Here is a 14954-nt window from a genome sequence, read left to right as displayed (position 1 = left end):
CCGGAGTCCAGGGATTCCGCCTGCCGTGGGGACGCTTCAGCCAAAGAACGGGCTTCTCGCTCGATTTGAAGCCACGAAGGCCCCGTGTCTCCAAAGTCGCCCGTGCTGTAAACTGGCACAAAACACCAGTTAACACCACCGTCACGGCCGGCTACATCCCTGGTCTCCTCCGACTCTGATTGCGGTTTAACATGATAAACACTGACCGATTTATTTATGCAACTCTTAAAAAACTAACTGAAATTTTAACCTTCGGAAAAATCCAGCGTAAGCCGAGAGGTCGCCAGATATGGGCTCAGGCGCGTCGTTCTGCTTAGTTAGTAGGCGGGTTTCCTACTGACTTAGTAGAAGACCAAGCTTGGAGACTCGGGGCTTTCGAGGCTTCAAGTTGTGTCCGCACCGTTCCAGCCCATATCTGGCGGCCGGTAAGGCGGAAAGCTATCAATCTTTAAAAGCTTTCAACGTTCAATTACCCACCAGCTTGTGACCAGGAATTCCCCTGTCACGGAAAGGAGCGCCACCATGCAATGGACCTATACCCAGACTATCCCCGCAACACAAGCACCCATGCCGCTCAGAGCATTATTGACGGCCTGGTTACTCCCTAGTCACCTCGTCCACGACCTACGAATTCACCAGCGTGTGTTAGTTAACGGCAGCTACCGAACCATGAATCAACTCGTTTACGCTGGTGAAACCGTCCAACTCACCTTTGTTCCCACTGATTTCAAGGAACCCTTCCCAGATGTGCTGCCTGACAGTGCGGCCACCGTCAGCGTGCTCTACGAAACAGCCGACCTGCTCGTTATCAACAAAACACGGGGCAGTAAGACACACCCCAATCAGCCAGCAGAACGTGGCACCACACTGAATCACGTAGCCGCCTACTTGGGGCCCAACGAACCAGGTCCTTACATTCTAAGTCGCCTCGACCAGGAAACAACTGGCGCTCTTTTGATGACCAAGACTCCCGCAGTAGTCCCTGTGATGGTACGCAATATTGCTGAAAAACGCGTTCAGCGGACCTACTTGGCTTGGGTTCGTGGGACTTTACAGGGGCAGGGCACGTTTACCGGTCCCATCGGTCGTGATCCCAATGACAAGCGCAAACGCCTAGTCAATGGTGTCCATGCTCAACCCGCCGTGACCCACTACGAAGCCGTCGACCACCAGCCCGGCGCCACGCTAGTCAAATTGTGGCTAGAAACTGGCCGGACCCATCAACTCCGGGTCCACTTGGCTAACGCCAGACATCCACTAGTTGGCGATCCCCTTTACGCAGAACCCAGTCAGGACCGTTTACGGCTACACTGTTGGCGTTTGGACTTTCCTCAGCCATGGACACTAGATGGCCCCTTAACCACCGTGACGGCGCCCGTACCCGCTGATTTTGCCACGTTTCACACGAATTAGCGTAATCGTCAATTTTTCTACGATTTAGACGATTGTAACCGTTAATCATCTTTATCTCGTATACTTGAGTCAGTTGAATGGCTTAGGGGGGATATGATGCGTTGGCCACAAAAATGGGCAATCCTTATCCTATTAGTTTTACTAGCCAGCTTATTGGTCTGGGGAATTTTGAATTTACTGAATATTGTGTAAAAAAAGGCGCGTGCCGCTGGGTCTCAATCCCCTAGCGGCATGCGCCTTTTTAGATACTAATGTTTACTTAACCTTCAGTTGTTAGTAACCCAAGATTATACATGCAATGAGCAACTATCCTATAAGTGGCAATTCTAAAATATCATTGTACGTTGCAACTATTTCTAGTGAAACCTACCCCATCACCTTGTTGTTCCCCCAGCTCTTTCCAAAAAGCAATTTCAACTTATCCACAATCGTAGCCGCAGGTTGGCAGGGCGGGCGGCAGCCGTGTCGGTGGCGTTAACCCGGTGAATTTCCGAGTCTACACCACGGGACAAGCTTGGAAACTCGGCGAACTTCCGAGGCTTCAAGTCGAGCCGGAAGCCTGTACTTTGGCTGCAAGCGTTCCCCACAGCAGACACCCGCCCTGCCAGCCGGAGGCGGAGCACGACATCAGTCATACTTGAAAACTAATTTCAGACACAAAAAAAGTCGGAGTAACCACTCTCCGACTCCCACTAACATCATTAGAGCATTCAACATCATCACAGTTTGTAGTCAGGAAAACGCTGTTCACTCGAATTCAGTTATTAATCTCAATATGTAGTTATTGAGCAATTCAAACACGTTCAGTTAATGAAAACTAATCGTGCTGCAAAGATAACTCTTATCTTTTAAATGAGAGTTATTTCACAAAGTCGGGAACTTATAAAATCACTTTATTTTACAACTTCCCTGACAGATTGATTGGTATTACAAGTCTTAGTATATCAGATGGGTACAAGATTGCAAGCGTTTTCAGTAAATAATTTACAACTGATGGTAGCGAACTATAAACTATGCATCATCCGGACTTTGTGAATACTCCAAGCCCCGGTCTATTGCCCAGAACCCTTCGGCAAGGTCACAATCAGCTGGCCCCAGTGGAATTTTAGCTGTAATGTGCTGGCTCCTTGTTCGGGAAGCATTCCTAATGCATTAGAAAAATCTAATGCACCTAAATCTGAGACAATTCGGTTGTGGCCGTCAACTCGTGCGTTCGGCGGACTGGGAAATGTCAGCTGTAATCGCAGCAATCGTGGCGTTTCACTCAACTCCAACGTAATCATGGCTGGTGGAACCTGTTTAATGACTGGTAGCATTTTTGGTGTCAGCTCATCGATCACTGCTCCCATTTGCTTAAGCGCGGCAACGGTTGCCGTCAAGGGGTCTGAAACTTTCACGAAGAGTTGAACGCCCTCACGTCTAGCTAACAGGTAATTGTGATATAGCCGAAAGCGCAGACTAGTGCCCGGCACATTTTCCAAATCATCAATGGTCAATTCGGCCGCATTACTGGTCGCCCAACCAGAGCGAATATCGATATATAGCTGACGGAACCCCTCGTAGTCCTGATCTTCCAAGTAGCCCCCCAGCCCCAACAACATGTTCTGATAGTCATGGCTAAACTTCTTCACCACGCTCATTTGCCGGTTCAACTCGGTCGTATACTGTTCTCTAAAGGCTTGTTGCTGCCGTTGCAGTTGCGTATGTTCCTCTTGCAGGTGGGTCTGCATCAACATGTAGGTACTCAAAGATAGGCCCACTAGCAGTGTCCCAGCAATTCCAGCTAAAAAAATCAGGTACTGATCTGACCGCTGGAGCATCTGTAAGGAGTACTCAAACAAAATGTACACGACCGCCAAAGTCGCCATAAACGTCAAAAACATGTACTCAATCGAACGACCGATCATGGATTCAATCAAATTTTCCATGGGAGCTCGGGTCATCCAAAGGCCCATAATAATCAATACAAAGATAATGTTATCAATCGCTATTTCAGACAGCGTCCCCCACAGACTGGTAGCAAACCGCATGTTCGTCAGATAAATCGTGGCCACAATAACTACCATATCAACAAATTCAATTAATAAGTACGCCAAAATGGAAACTTCAATAAACGCGGGGAGGTACGCCCATTTCCGTTGATAACCAATCAAGCTCAGCTCGACGCCCAACATAATAACCACGGAAAGGGCTCCCAACAACGAACTGTGAAAGGTAAACGGATTAATAAAATCAATCAACGTGTAACCCGCAGCAACCAGTGCACAGTACAACGAAAAGTTCTTTTTAAACCGTAATTGGGGAAACCAGTAGTATTGACAGTAAACAAACCAAAAGACCAATGAAAACTCTGATAGTGAAAAACTCAACGCACTGACCTGAATCACGTTCTCACCCGCCTTCCTTGGTTAGAATCAGCGTAAAGTACAGCATCCCGCGCTTCAACGCAATCTGCAGGGACGCATTGTCGGTCTGCATGACAATTTCTTGGACAGTTTTCAATCCTTGGCCGTGGCCGTGGCCCTTCGTCGTGTATCCAGTCGTCAAGAACCGATTGATCTGCGGTGGTTCGTCCTGTGAAACGGGGTTGGCCACGGAAATTTCGATAGACCCGGGATACGTCAGAATCGCAAAGTAAATGTCTCGTTGACCCGCAACAGGCGCCGATTCCAACGCATTATCCAGCAAAATTCCCACGATACGAATTAACAGGAGACTATCTATGGGAAAGGTTCGAACCTCATCGGGAATCTCCAAGCGTAAATCACGGCCCTTAGCCTGAGCCGCCAGAATTTTTTGAAACAACAAACTCTTTAACGGTGGATCACTCAGTCGTTGTAACCCATCCTCTTCCAGATCAGTCACGTGACTGGTCGCATGCCAGCGTGAGTCCAACGTTTGAAAGTAGGCCGTTAGCCCATCATAGTCTTCCGCATCCAAGTAATCACCCAACCGCAGCATCTGCTTTTGGTACTGTTGTTTAAACTGACGAATAGCCCGGACCTGATCAGAGATTCGCCGGTCATAACGCGACCGCAATAGTAACTCCTGATAGCCCGACTTAACGCGTTGCCGGTAAAAGAAACTCTGTAAAAAGAAGAATAGACTCGCGCTGATCAACAGAATCATGATGAGTTCAATACTCAGCGCAAAGGTCATCATCGCGTGGGTAATTGCCAGCCGGTGAATGATTACCGTCGACAACTGTGCCAAGACACTCATGCTCGCTAGCAACGCCATGACCGTCCACTGTTCCTTGCGACTAAACGCCAATTCCTCCAGGTTCCCGGGTTGAATCCGCATCCCCGAAACCGCCAACGAACAGAGCGTGTAGATGATGACCTGAAAAACCAGTCGGCCAGCAATCAACGGGGCCGTCTGACTGGTCACAAAACCAAATAATTCAATGGTTACTGCACGAACCACATCATTAACTAACACGACCACCAGATAAATCACAATCGTCGCATTAACAAATATCAGTGACATCTTCGGTCGATGATGATTTAAGTAAAGTAAAGCGGAGACGGGGGGAATCGCCAACGACCAGGAGGTCCCAATGACGGCCGGAATCAACGCCCACCCCACCCATTTCAGTGGTAATTTCCAGTTACGTGGACGAATGACCCCAATCCACAGCGTCCAAAACCACTGCATAGTCATGGCCAACACAAAATTTATCCAAAAGTGTGTATCAAAGATGTGCATCGTGTCACCCTCTCAGGCCTTTAAATGCTTCTGAACCAACGTTTTAACCTCATGAAATCGCCGTGTCGCCACATCCGTCTCGTCCCCATTGGGAAAAATCAGCCGCCGATTGGTGGTGTCTAGTCCGCTAACGTTGTCCAAGTTAACCAAAAAGCTCTTATCCGTACGGTAGAGTTCTGGATAGTCGTCGGCAATATCCTTCAAAAATCCAGGGAACTCCACCAACTGATTAGCAGCGTGCACCGTAACCTTATGAGCCATCTCAGAAGTGGCAACGAAGTAAACGTCGCCCATCGGCATACTGAACTGACGACCACCAATTGTGTAGCTAAATAAATTTTCCGTATTTCCTAAGTAATTTGTGTAGCGTTCATACCCGTAGTCGATATTTTCCCGCAATTTTTGGTCAATCTGAGCCCGCCCTAAATCCTTCACGATGAAGTCCATGGGCTCAACTTTGCGTTCAAATGTGAGCAGCGCCATTTCTGAATGCGTCGTCACAAACACGATTTCCGCAAAGCCTAAGCGCTGCCGAATCGTAATCGCCGTTTCCAAGCCCGTGGTATCCTCCGCAGGAAATTCAATATCCAGGAAAAATAGCGCGTACTCCGGCGGGTTGGCCGTCAAATTAGCCAATAGTTCTTGAGGACTGGGCGTTGCCAACCGGACCTGCATGTCGTAGTCATTAATCATGATATACCGCTGAACAACATCGGTGTAATGCTTCAATTGTTCTGGATTATCCTCGCAAAGATAAACCGCTAGCATTTTATGCCACCCTCTTAACTAAACCGTTGTAATACCTATCACCCATTAATGTAACCTGAAAGCTGGTTGTTTGCAATCGTTATTATCACGAAATATGCAGAATCAGTTAGATTTCTGCGACCAAAAAAAGAAGCTACCCTGGGCAGCCTCTTCTTAAGTGGATTATATACTTCTATTCTGTCAAATTAGCACTCCCCCAAGCTCTAACCTAACACGTCTAATCCCCTCGGGTTCTCCAATAACCACCACTTACTCTTCAGCCAATTGGTAACGCGTTACTTTACTAACTTCGTTAATTGCCCACTAGATAGACTACCAGTTCAACCTTTGGATTAGATTCATGGAATTACTAGCGTCAACGGTTAGCCACTGTCAAACACATATACTTTAACCGATTGACCTGCAAAATCAGTTGCCGTAAAACTGACTCCTTCCAACTGTCACTACTTTAACATGTTCCCCGCTAATCAGTTCCTAAGTAGCGAAAACGTCAATTATCTAACGTTAAGGTAGGGAAAAACAGCGCAATTCAATTGTGACCAACTAAATAAGCGATAAATCCTCCTAAAATTACGGGGGCCAGGATGGCTAGTAGAAAGTCCAGCAAGCCGCGCCAGTACCACCGTAGCGTCTGCTTGGAGGCGGCAACGGGTCCCCGTGGTTGTTGCATCTTTTCATAGACTGAGACTGGCTGCTCTCGTTGGTGTCGATGAATGATAGGGGCCTGCACGTGCCGGGTATCTTCTAAAACTACCCACTTAGCCCACGGAAAGCACACCCAGCTCGCCATCAGATAGCCATCCAGCACCGAAAAATGCGTGAGTAACTGGCCCGTGGCATAATCCCAGTGACCTAACAAAAGCAAGAAACCAATCACCACTAAACCACAGCTCGCTTGTTGTACCCAATACCGGCCAGAAAAGTGCATGCCAGTCGCCTCCTTTTCCTTTCGTAACCAAATTGCTGTAAACTAGACCTAAATCTTAAAATGGATGGAGTGATTTGATGGCAGATTCACGGGACTTCAACCCCATCACAGCCGCTGGCTATCAGGAGTTACAGGCGAAAATCGCTGCGCTGGAAGCCGACCGACCAGAAAAAATTGCAATTTTAGCGGAAGCGCGAGCTCACGGGGACCTTTCAGAAAACGCCGAATACTCAGCGGCAAAGCGAGACCTTCGTCACCTAGAAAGCCAGCTACGTTTTTTCAATAAGCAACTACAGTATGCCAAAGTCGTGGACCCTTCCACCAACAACGTGGTCGAACTCGGCAAGTGGGTCACCGTCACCTTCCTGGATGATGCGGACCAAGCCACCTACCAGCTAGTCGGCACCCAGGAGGCCGATTTAGAGGCGGGCAAAGTTACCCGTGTGTCTCCGCTAGGCAAGGCGTTATTGGGCCACCAACCAGGCGACACGGTCACCATTCAGGCACCCAACGCCAGCTATGACGTTCGCATTCTCACGGTCAGCCTCACCGCCCCCACAGCGTAAACACAGTATACAAGTCAAAAAGTCTACTTAGAATGATGACGAATTCTAAGTAGACTTTTTGTTTAGTTGATTTTTTAATACATTCTAATGAACTTGGATTAGTGTGCACTCCGGCGGTCAGGAGTGGGGGCTGATTATCTTGGTAGCTAAAATCTCGTTTAACTGAAATTGTATTACTTTAAATGCGTAATTGTCGTGCCATAGCCACCATTACTTCAAAACCAGTTTAGTTCGCAAACTAAAGGTTGAAAGCACCGAAATACCCACTATACCTGATACAGCAAGGATTGGGTGTTAGGGTTTAGTCAGATATAGCGGGAAATTGTCACCTTACCGTTCGCCACATTTGGACTGGAACGCGGTGGAAAGGACGGGACAAGCCAAAGAGCGGTCTTGCTGGCCTGGAAAATGCCGGCCTTTCCAGCTCCAAAAGCGGGCAAGCACTTAGATATTCCAAGTATTAGTCTGTTGGCAGGTCTCTTCATCACGGCAATCATTGGCATCACGCGTTTTAGTAGTGGTGATAAGTTCCTATCTGCCAACGTCTTAACCCCGCTCATTATGGCTACTGCGTTGCTTCTGGGCTACATCCTTTATGCCTGGTTGCGCCCTACCAAAGCCCTGGTCAGCCTGCAACTCTTCAAATCTCCCACGTTCAACGCCTCGGCCATCATCCTGATGCTCTCCGGAATTGCCGTCAACGGTGCTATGTTTTTACTCCCGCTCTACCTGCAAAACAGCCGCGGCCTTAGTGTCGTCTGGTCTGGGACTTATTTGATCGCTCAGGGAGTCGGACTGCTCCTTTCTCGGAGTCAAATTGGTAAGCTAACGGACAGTATCGGCGCCCGATGGGTCGTTCTGGGATCAATTCTCATTGCCATCGCTGGCACACTCCCCTTCGTCTTCTTTACCGCTAAAACCAGTACCTGGCTGCTTCTCTTCGTGCTCTTCATTCGAGGAATCGGCCAGGGTGGGTTAACCATTCCAGTCATGGCAGATAGCTACACGGGCCTGCCACAACACCTAGTTGCGGAGGCAACAACCGCCACCCGGATGTTACAAAACATTGGTGGTGCCATGGGGACTGCCGTTTTGGCAACCATCATCCAACACGAATTCCCGCTAGTCGGCTTAAACGCTGCGTACCAAACCGCCTTCATGTGGTCCGTTGGGTCCGTTGGGTTCATTGCCGTCACCGCCATCCCCGCTTGGTTTCTGAGCCACAAACCCGTCTAAGTGCCTGGGCAATGGGTGAACTCGATTAAACGCGTTGGTGCTAACGTTCTTTTAGAAATTCTCTTATTTTTCAAGTCCCCGAAACACTTATATACCAGGGGTTTTTCAAGAATGTTAAAATTAAAAATGAGATTTCCCCTTGACATCTCATCTAATTTTAATTATTGTAGAACACATCAACTAATGCAGTAACATTAAAAAACTTTTGAAAGGCAGGGATTCTATCATGATGACAACTCTAAAGACAACCAACATGGCAGCCGCCCCTGCCGTTCAAAACGCAGCCTTATTATTAACGAAGAAGGACCCGGTCACTTGACCTTGAGGTAACACTCAAATTCAAGTACTGAGCCCTTCTTTCCCATTGCGTGGATGGCGGGCTGAGTACACGTACTTAGGCCTCATCCATTCCGTGGATGAGGCCTTTTTGTTAGACAAGGGAGGGAATCAACCAGTTTAGTTGATCACCACACATCAAATTCAGAAAGTAGGAATTACATATGAAAACATGGCAAAAAATGACAATTAGAATCGCAGCACTCTCCATCGCCGCCGTCGCTATGGCCGGTTGTAGCACTGCTAAGAACAATGGCAGTCAAGGCAACAATCCTGGTAAGACCGTTAAAATCGGGGTCAACATGGAGCTCTCAGGTTCCGCTGCCGGTTATGGTCAACAACAGAAACAAGGTATTCAATTAGCCGTTAACAAGATCAATCAATCTGGTGGAATTAAGGTTGGCAAGTCCAAGAAGAAAATTCAACTGGTCATTCGTGATAACAAGACTTCTAACACCACTGCCGCTTCCGTTGCCGCCCAGTTGGTCAACAATGACAAGGTGGTTGCCGTGGTCGGACCAGCTGCCACCAACGCCGGCACAGCGTCCATCCCCAACATGACCAAGGCTGCCGTCCCATCCGTCAGTCCTTCCGCTACCGACCCTGACTACACGCTGCAAAAGAACGGCGACGTACAAAAGTACATCTTCCGGGCTTGCTTCCAAAACAACTTTCAAGGATCCTCGGCAGCCAAATTTATGACGAATACACTGAAAGCCAAACGCGTCGCCGTCCTCGCCGATAACTCCAGTGACTACGGCACCGGGTTGACCAAGGCCTTTAAGAAGACCTACACGGGTACCGTTGCTAGCAGCCAAACGTTCCAAGAAGGCGACAAAGATTTCAACGCCATCTTGACCGCCCTCAAGCACAAAAAGATCGACGCCATTTACGCTCCCGGCTACTACTCAGAACTGGGCCTGATCATCAAGCAAGCACGACAAGCTGGCATCAACGTTCCCATCGTCGGCAGTGACGGCATGGCCGACGCAAAGCTGACTAAGATTGCGGGTAAAGCCAGCGCCAACAACGTCTACTACACCACGCCATTCTCCACGAAGTCCGGTGACACGAACGCCGTTGCCGCTAGCTTCCTGAAGGCCTTCAAGGCAAAGTACCACACCTCGGCACCAACCTTCTCAGCTTTGGCATACGATTCCGTCTACATGGTCAAGGCCGCCATTGAAAATGAAGGCTCAGCTAACTCCGTTAAAATCACGGATGGGTTGGCCAAGCTGAAGAACTTCAAGGGCGTCACCGGGACCATCACCATGAACCAACACCACAACCCTGAGAAGTCCATGATCGTTGAACAATTGACTAAGGGTGAGGTTCAGCGCACGTACAACGTGAAATAGACTTGGAGTGATTACATGCAAACAATCGGACAACAATTAATTAATGGACTCTCGCTGGGTAGCATTTACGCGCTACTCGCATTGGGCTACACCATGGTATATGGCATCATCAAGCTGATCAACTTCGCCCACGGTGACATCTATATGCTTGGGGCCTTCTGGGGTTACTTCGTCATCAACAAGCTCCATTTCAACTTCCTCTTCGCCATGTTGTCGGCCATGCTCTTCTGTGCGTTAGTCGGTGTCATCATTGAGTACTTCGCCTACCGGCCGCTACGTAAATCCCCCCGTATCACGGCATTGATCACGGCGATTGGGGTGTCCTTTCTCCTTGAAAATGGGATGACCTACTTCTTTACCGCAAATACTCGCAACTTTCCGCAGGCGATTCAGACCGTGACCTACCACATTGGTGGCATTCGGATTTCTAATATTCAGTTGCTCATTCTAGGAACCGCCTGTCTCCTGATGCTCCTGCTAGAATTGATTATCAAACGCACCAAGATGGGCAAAGCCATGCGGGCCGTTTCCGTGGACCCCGAGGCCGCTCAACTAGTTGGAATCAACATCAACCACACCATCTCCTTCACCTTTGCTTTAGGTTCTGCCATGGCGGGGGCTGCGGGCGTATTGATTGGTCTGTATTACAACTCGATTGACCCGTTGATGGGCATGACCCCCGGGATCAAAGCCTTCGTTGCCGCTGTCATTGGTGGGATTGGTTCCGTTCCCGGCGCTTCCCTTGGGGGCTTCCTGATTGGCCTGTTGGAAACCGCCGTCCAAGCCGTGGGTCTGTCAGCTTACAAGGATGCCGTTGTCTACTTCGTCCTAATCGTGATTCTACTGGTCCTACCTGCTGGTATTTTCGGCAAGAAGACCAAAGAGAAAGTGTAGGTGAATCATAAATGAAAGCCAATCTGAAATACAATGCCGCCTGGTTAGGCGTGATGGTGCTCGGCTTCGTTGTGATCGACGCCTGTGAATTTCTCGGTATCATCAACTCCTTCATCGAAAACATGCTCGTTACCATTGGTATTAACATCATCCTGGCGACTGGGCTGAACCTGATCATTGGTTTCTCCGGTCAATTTTCACTGGGCCACGCCGGATTCATGGCCATTGGGGCCTACGCCACTGGGATCATCACGCAGACACTAGTCACCCCCATCGGCTTCTACCTATCCGTGGTGGTCGGTATCGTCATCGCGATTATCGCTGCCCTGATTGTTGGAATCCCTACTCTGCGTCTACGTGGAGACTACCTAGCCATCGCGACGATGGGGGCTGCCGAAATCATTCGGATTCTGATCAACAACCTCAAAATTACCAACGGTGCCGCGGGGCTCTTTAACATTCCACCACTGGTGACCTGGGCCACGGTCTACGTCTTCATGTGTGTGACCACCATCGTGACCGTCAACTTCATTCATAGCCGTAGCGGGCGGGCCGTCATGTCCGTTCGTGAAGATGAAATTGCGGCCGAGTCCATGGGTATCAACACGACCCGTTGGAAATTAGCGGCCTTCGTTTTCGGCGCTAGCACGGCGGCGATTGGGGGCTCCCTCCACGCCGCTTACATTCAGACGATTGCCCCGGGAGACTTCAACATCATGGCCTCGATTGCCATCCTGATCATCGTTGTCCTAGGTGGCGTTGGGAGTATCACCGGGACCTTCATCGCCGCCATTGTCTTGGGAACGTTGGATACCGTCCTCCAAAACTTTGGGACCCTACGCATGATCATTTACTCGCTAGCCCTGATTCTCATTATGATTTTCAAACCATCCGGCCTCCTCGGGACGTGGGAATTCTCGTTCAAACGCCTTGGGTCACGCCAACGAAAGGAGCAGTCCGTCCATGAGTAGTCCTTTATTAACCGCACAACAAATCGTCAAAAGCTTCGGCGGACTGACCGCCGTGGCCAACGTGTCCGTCCACTTTGATCAGAATGAACTGATTGGCCTGATTGGACCCAACGGTGCTGGTAAGACCACGTTATTTAACCTTTTAACCGGCGTTACCCCCGTCACTTCGGGCGCAATTAGCCTTTACACGGATCAGGGGGTTCAGTCCCTCAATGGTAAAAAGCCGGCAGAAATTGCTCAAGCTGGCATCTCACGAACCTTTCAAAATATCCGCCTCTTTAAGGAACTTACCGTACTCGACAACGTCCGAATCGCCATGACGAACCACTACCGTGAAGGCTTCTTTACCAGTATCTTCCGCACACCCAAGTTCTACCGTACGGAGGCCGACATGACCACTGCTGCCCAGAAATTACTGGCAATCTTTGACCTCACGGGGGTCGCCGACCAACCCGCTAAGAACCTACCCTATGGGATTCAGCGGCGGCTGGAGATTGTCCGAGCCCTCGCTACCAAGCCCAAGCTTCTCTTCTTGGACGAGCCAGCCGCCGGTATGAATCCGGAGGAAACGGCCGACTTAACCCGGTTGATTCGTCAGATTCAACATGATTTCCACATTACTATCGTCCTGATTGAACACGACATGTCACTGGTCATGAACGTCGTGGAACGCCTCTACGTATTGGAACACGGGGCCTTACTGGCCGAGGGAACACCTAGCGAGATTCAACAGAACCCCGCCGTCATCAAAGCTTACCTGGGAGGTGAAGCCTAATGCTCAACGTCAAAAATCTGGTCGTCAACTACGGCGCGATTCAGGCCGTTAAAAAGGTCAGCTTCAACATCCAACAGGGTGAAATCGTGACTCTGATTGGAGCCAACGGTGCTGGCAAATCAACGATCCTTCACACCATTTCCGGCATCATGCGACCAGCGAGTGGTGAGATCACCTACCTCGACCACCCGATTCAAAAGACTGCTGCTCCTAAAATTGTGCAGGCTGGCATCTCTCAGGTGCCGGAGGGGCGCCACATTTTCCCCGGTCTCTCCGTTCAGGAAAATCTCCAAATGGGCGCCTTTCTTAGAAAAGACCGTGCCCACCTCAGCCAAGCCTATGAAGACGTCTATCAATACTTCCCCGTGCTTAAGCAGCGCCTTAACCAAGACGCCGCTACCCTCTCTGGCGGGGAACAACAGATGCTCGCCATGGGTCGGGCGTTGATGGCCCAGCCCAAACTAATGTTGCTGGATGAGCCCTCTATGGGCCTAGCCCCACTATTTATTAATGAAATTTTCGAAATTATTCAGGCCATCAATCAGGCCGGTACGACGGTTTTACTGATTGAACAAAACGCCAAAAAAGCCCTATCCATTGCCGACCGCGGCTACGTTTTAGCCGCGGGTGAGCTGAAACTGCACGGAACTGGTCAGGAACTTCTCACCAATTCCGCCGTCCAAAAGGCTTATTTAGGAGGTTAACCATGAGTGTAGCAGATTACATGACCCAACAATTAGTCGTTGTCAGTCCCCAAATGACCGTCAGTGGCGCAGTTGAATTAATGAAGCAAAATCAGATTCACCGACTCCCCGTCATGGACGGAGAAACCATGGTCGGCCTGATTACTCAGGGCATCATTTCCCGGGCACTGCCCTCCCAGGCAACCAGCCTTTCCGTCTACGAGACCAACTACCTCCTGACCAAGACCACCGTTGCGGATATCATGGAAAAGAACGTTCAAACTATTCCGGCCGGCGCGCAACTTGAAGATGCCATCTACCAAATGCGGGAGCATAAAATCAGCGTCCTGCCAGTGATGGCCAATGACCGCGTCGTCGGTATCATTACCAACAACGATATTTTGGACGCCTTCCTCAACATTTCCGGTTACGGTGAACCTGGTGTCGTCAGTCGTATTCGCGTAGCGCACGACCATACGGGGGTCATCTTCAAGGTTGGCCAGGTCTTAGCCGACCACGACCTCAGCATCCAAACGTTAATGGTGGTCCGTGAAAACCAGGAGCGGGTCATCGAGCTTCACATCGCTAACGACCAGGCCGCTGACGTTAATCAGATTTTAGCGGAGGCTGGGTTTGACGTGGTTTAACCGCCATTAGTATTGATGTATGTTGACCGCCTCCAACCGTCAGGGGTACCACCCGCTGTGGGGACCGGGCCAAGCCACAGGTCGGTCTCGGCCCGCGACTTTCAGCCTTGGTAGTTCACCAAGGCTGAAAGCTCGTCCCGTGGCGTAGACTCGGAAAACCACCGAGTTAACGCCACCGACACAGCTGCCGGCACCCCTGACGATTTCCGGCTATACTGATTCTGATAGACAAATCACCTCTAACCACCTAACCGCAACATCTATTATCTTCAGCAAACTGATAACGAAAAAAGCTACCGATAACTTCTTAACGAGTTGTCGGTAACTTTTTCGCTATGAATCATCCTTGGTATTACCGCTTCAACATGGTCTATCATCGCCTACGCAATCTTGATAATCAACGATATTTTGTATGGTATCACTAAAAATAGACAACCCTAAAAAAAACCAAGTTGCTCTTAAAAAACAAAATCCCTTGGTATCTCTGTCCGAAACCAACACCGTCACCGGTGGTCAGGGACGGAGTCGGCTGTGTCGACGGTGTTGGCTGGCGTTTTTAAGCCAGCCTACAGCGTGGGACGAGCTTGAAGCTCTGTTCGTACCTTGAACAGGGCTTCAAGTCGAGCCGGAGGACCGCCCTTTGGCCGCAGGCGGTCCCCACATCAGGCGTA

General features: G+C 49.6%; 13 protein-coding genes. 9 read left to right on the top strand and 4 right to left on the bottom strand.

The window, feature by feature from the left end:
• The first annotated feature begins 522 nt into the window (after nucleotides 1-522).
• A complete protein-coding gene (locus tag EKM75_RS00380; RefSeq protein WP_125691070.1) occupies nucleotides 523-1413 on the top strand; it encodes an RluA family pseudouridine synthase in 891 nt (296 codons plus the stop codon).
• 1052 nt (nucleotides 1414-2465) lie between these two features.
• Here EKM75_RS00380 and EKM75_RS00375 read toward each other — a convergent pair.
• The 4 genes from EKM75_RS00375 to EKM75_RS00360 form a co-directional block, all read right to left on the bottom strand.
• Nucleotides 2466-3800 (bottom strand): signal transduction protein, encoded by a 1335-nt coding sequence (locus EKM75_RS00375; RefSeq protein WP_125691068.1) that lies wholly within the window; start codon nucleotides 3798-3800, stop codon nucleotides 2466-2468.
• 4 nt (nucleotides 3801-3804) lie between these two features.
• Nucleotides 3805-5121 (bottom strand): sensor histidine kinase, encoded by a 1317-nt coding sequence (locus EKM75_RS00370; RefSeq protein ID WP_125691066.1) that lies wholly within the window; start codon nucleotides 5119-5121, stop codon nucleotides 3805-3807.
• Nucleotides 5122-5133: 12 nt separating this feature from the next.
• The gene (locus tag EKM75_RS00365) at nucleotides 5134-5889 is read right to left on the bottom strand and encodes a response regulator transcription factor (RefSeq protein ID WP_125691064.1); all 756 of its coding nucleotides are present in this window, start codon (nucleotides 5887-5889) and stop codon (nucleotides 5134-5136) included.
• A gap of 529 nt (nucleotides 5890-6418) precedes the next feature.
• Entirely contained in the window at nucleotides 6419-6817 is a 399-nt protein-coding gene (locus tag EKM75_RS00360) for a hypothetical protein (protein WP_125691062.1), read from the bottom strand.
• 77 nt (nucleotides 6818-6894) lie between these two features.
• Between EKM75_RS00360 and greA the strand changes: the two genes are divergently transcribed.
• The 8 genes from greA to EKM75_RS00320 all read left to right on the top strand — a co-directional run bounded on the left by greA (nucleotide 6895) and on the right by EKM75_RS00320 (nucleotide 14283).
• Entirely contained in the window at nucleotides 6895-7383 is a 489-nt protein-coding gene (gene greA, locus EKM75_RS00355; RefSeq protein WP_125691060.1) for a transcription elongation factor GreA, read from the top strand.
• A 408-nt stretch (nucleotides 7384-7791) separates the two neighbouring features.
• Nucleotides 7792-8619: an MFS transporter gene (locus EKM75_RS00350; RefSeq protein ID WP_225426612.1), complete on the top strand. Its 828-nt coding sequence runs from the start codon at nucleotides 7792-7794 to the stop codon at nucleotides 8617-8619.
• A gap of 500 nt (nucleotides 8620-9119) precedes the next feature.
• Nucleotides 9120-10313, top strand: coding sequence for an ABC transporter substrate-binding protein (locus EKM75_RS00345; RefSeq protein ID WP_125691058.1), 1194 nt, complete (start codon nucleotides 9120-9122; stop codon nucleotides 10311-10313).
• A gap of 15 nt (nucleotides 10314-10328) precedes the next feature.
• Complete coding sequence (locus EKM75_RS00340; protein WP_125691056.1) at nucleotides 10329-11207, top strand: branched-chain amino acid ABC transporter permease; 879 nt, start codon at nucleotides 10329-10331, stop codon at nucleotides 11205-11207.
• Nucleotides 11208-11218: 11 nt separating this feature from the next.
• Nucleotides 11219-12178: a branched-chain amino acid ABC transporter permease gene (locus EKM75_RS00335; protein WP_125691054.1), complete on the top strand. Its 960-nt coding sequence runs from the start codon at nucleotides 11219-11221 to the stop codon at nucleotides 12176-12178.
• Nucleotides 12171-12953, top strand: coding sequence for an ABC transporter ATP-binding protein (locus tag EKM75_RS00330; protein ID WP_125691052.1), 783 nt, complete (start codon nucleotides 12171-12173; stop codon nucleotides 12951-12953). Before EKM75_RS00335 ends, EKM75_RS00330 begins: the two co-directional genes overlap by 8 nt.
• Nucleotides 12953-13657, top strand: a complete 705-nt coding sequence (locus tag EKM75_RS00325; RefSeq protein WP_125691050.1) for an ABC transporter ATP-binding protein — start codon at nucleotides 12953-12955, stop codon at nucleotides 13655-13657. The genes EKM75_RS00330 and EKM75_RS00325 overlap by 1 nt, the downstream gene beginning before the upstream one ends.
• A 2-nt stretch (nucleotides 13658-13659) precedes the next feature.
• Nucleotides 13660-14283, top strand: coding sequence for a CBS domain-containing protein (locus tag EKM75_RS00320; protein ID WP_125691048.1), 624 nt, complete (start codon nucleotides 13660-13662; stop codon nucleotides 14281-14283).
• Nucleotides 14284-14954: the final 671 nt, after the last annotated feature.

Origin of the sequence: Levilactobacillus tongjiangensis, assembly GCF_003946345.1 — a bacterium.
In the GTDB taxonomy this organism is placed as follows: Bacteria; Bacillota; Bacilli; order Lactobacillales; family Lactobacillaceae; genus Levilactobacillus; species Levilactobacillus tongjiangensis.
The sequence above is the reverse complement of the archived record's forward strand: the minus strand, read 5'-3'. Positions and strand labels throughout refer to the sequence as shown.

Coding starts and splice junctions, on each gene's coding strand:
- EKM75_RS00380 (WP_125691070.1), top strand. CDS start 523: ATGCAATGGACCTATACCCAGACTATCCCCGCAACACAAGCACCCATG.
- EKM75_RS00370 (WP_125691066.1), bottom strand. CDS start 5,121: ATGCACATCTTTGATACACACTTTTGGATAAATTTTGTGTTGGCCATG.
- EKM75_RS00365 (WP_125691064.1), bottom strand. CDS start 5,889: ATGCTAGCGGTTTATCTTTGCGAGGATAATCCAGAACAATTGAAGCAT.
- EKM75_RS00360 (WP_125691062.1), bottom strand. CDS start 6,817: ATGCACTTTTCTGGCCGGTATTGGGTACAACAAGCGAGCTGTGGTTTA.
- greA (WP_125691060.1), top strand. CDS start 6,895: ATGGCAGATTCACGGGACTTCAACCCCATCACAGCCGCTGGCTATCAG.
- EKM75_RS00350 (WP_225426612.1), top strand. CDS start 7,792: ATGCCGGCCTTTCCAGCTCCAAAAGCGGGCAAGCACTTAGATATTCCA.
- EKM75_RS00345 (WP_125691058.1), top strand. CDS start 9,120: ATGAAAACATGGCAAAAAATGACAATTAGAATCGCAGCACTCTCCATC.
- EKM75_RS00340 (WP_125691056.1), top strand. CDS start 10,329: ATGCAAACAATCGGACAACAATTAATTAATGGACTCTCGCTGGGTAGC.
- EKM75_RS00335 (WP_125691054.1), top strand. CDS start 11,219: ATGAAAGCCAATCTGAAATACAATGCCGCCTGGTTAGGCGTGATGGTG.
- EKM75_RS00330 (WP_125691052.1), top strand. CDS start 12,171: ATGAGTAGTCCTTTATTAACCGCACAACAAATCGTCAAAAGCTTCGGC.
- EKM75_RS00325 (WP_125691050.1), top strand. CDS start 12,953: ATGCTCAACGTCAAAAATCTGGTCGTCAACTACGGCGCGATTCAGGCC.
- EKM75_RS00320 (WP_125691048.1), top strand. CDS start 13,660: ATGAGTGTAGCAGATTACATGACCCAACAATTAGTCGTTGTCAGTCCC.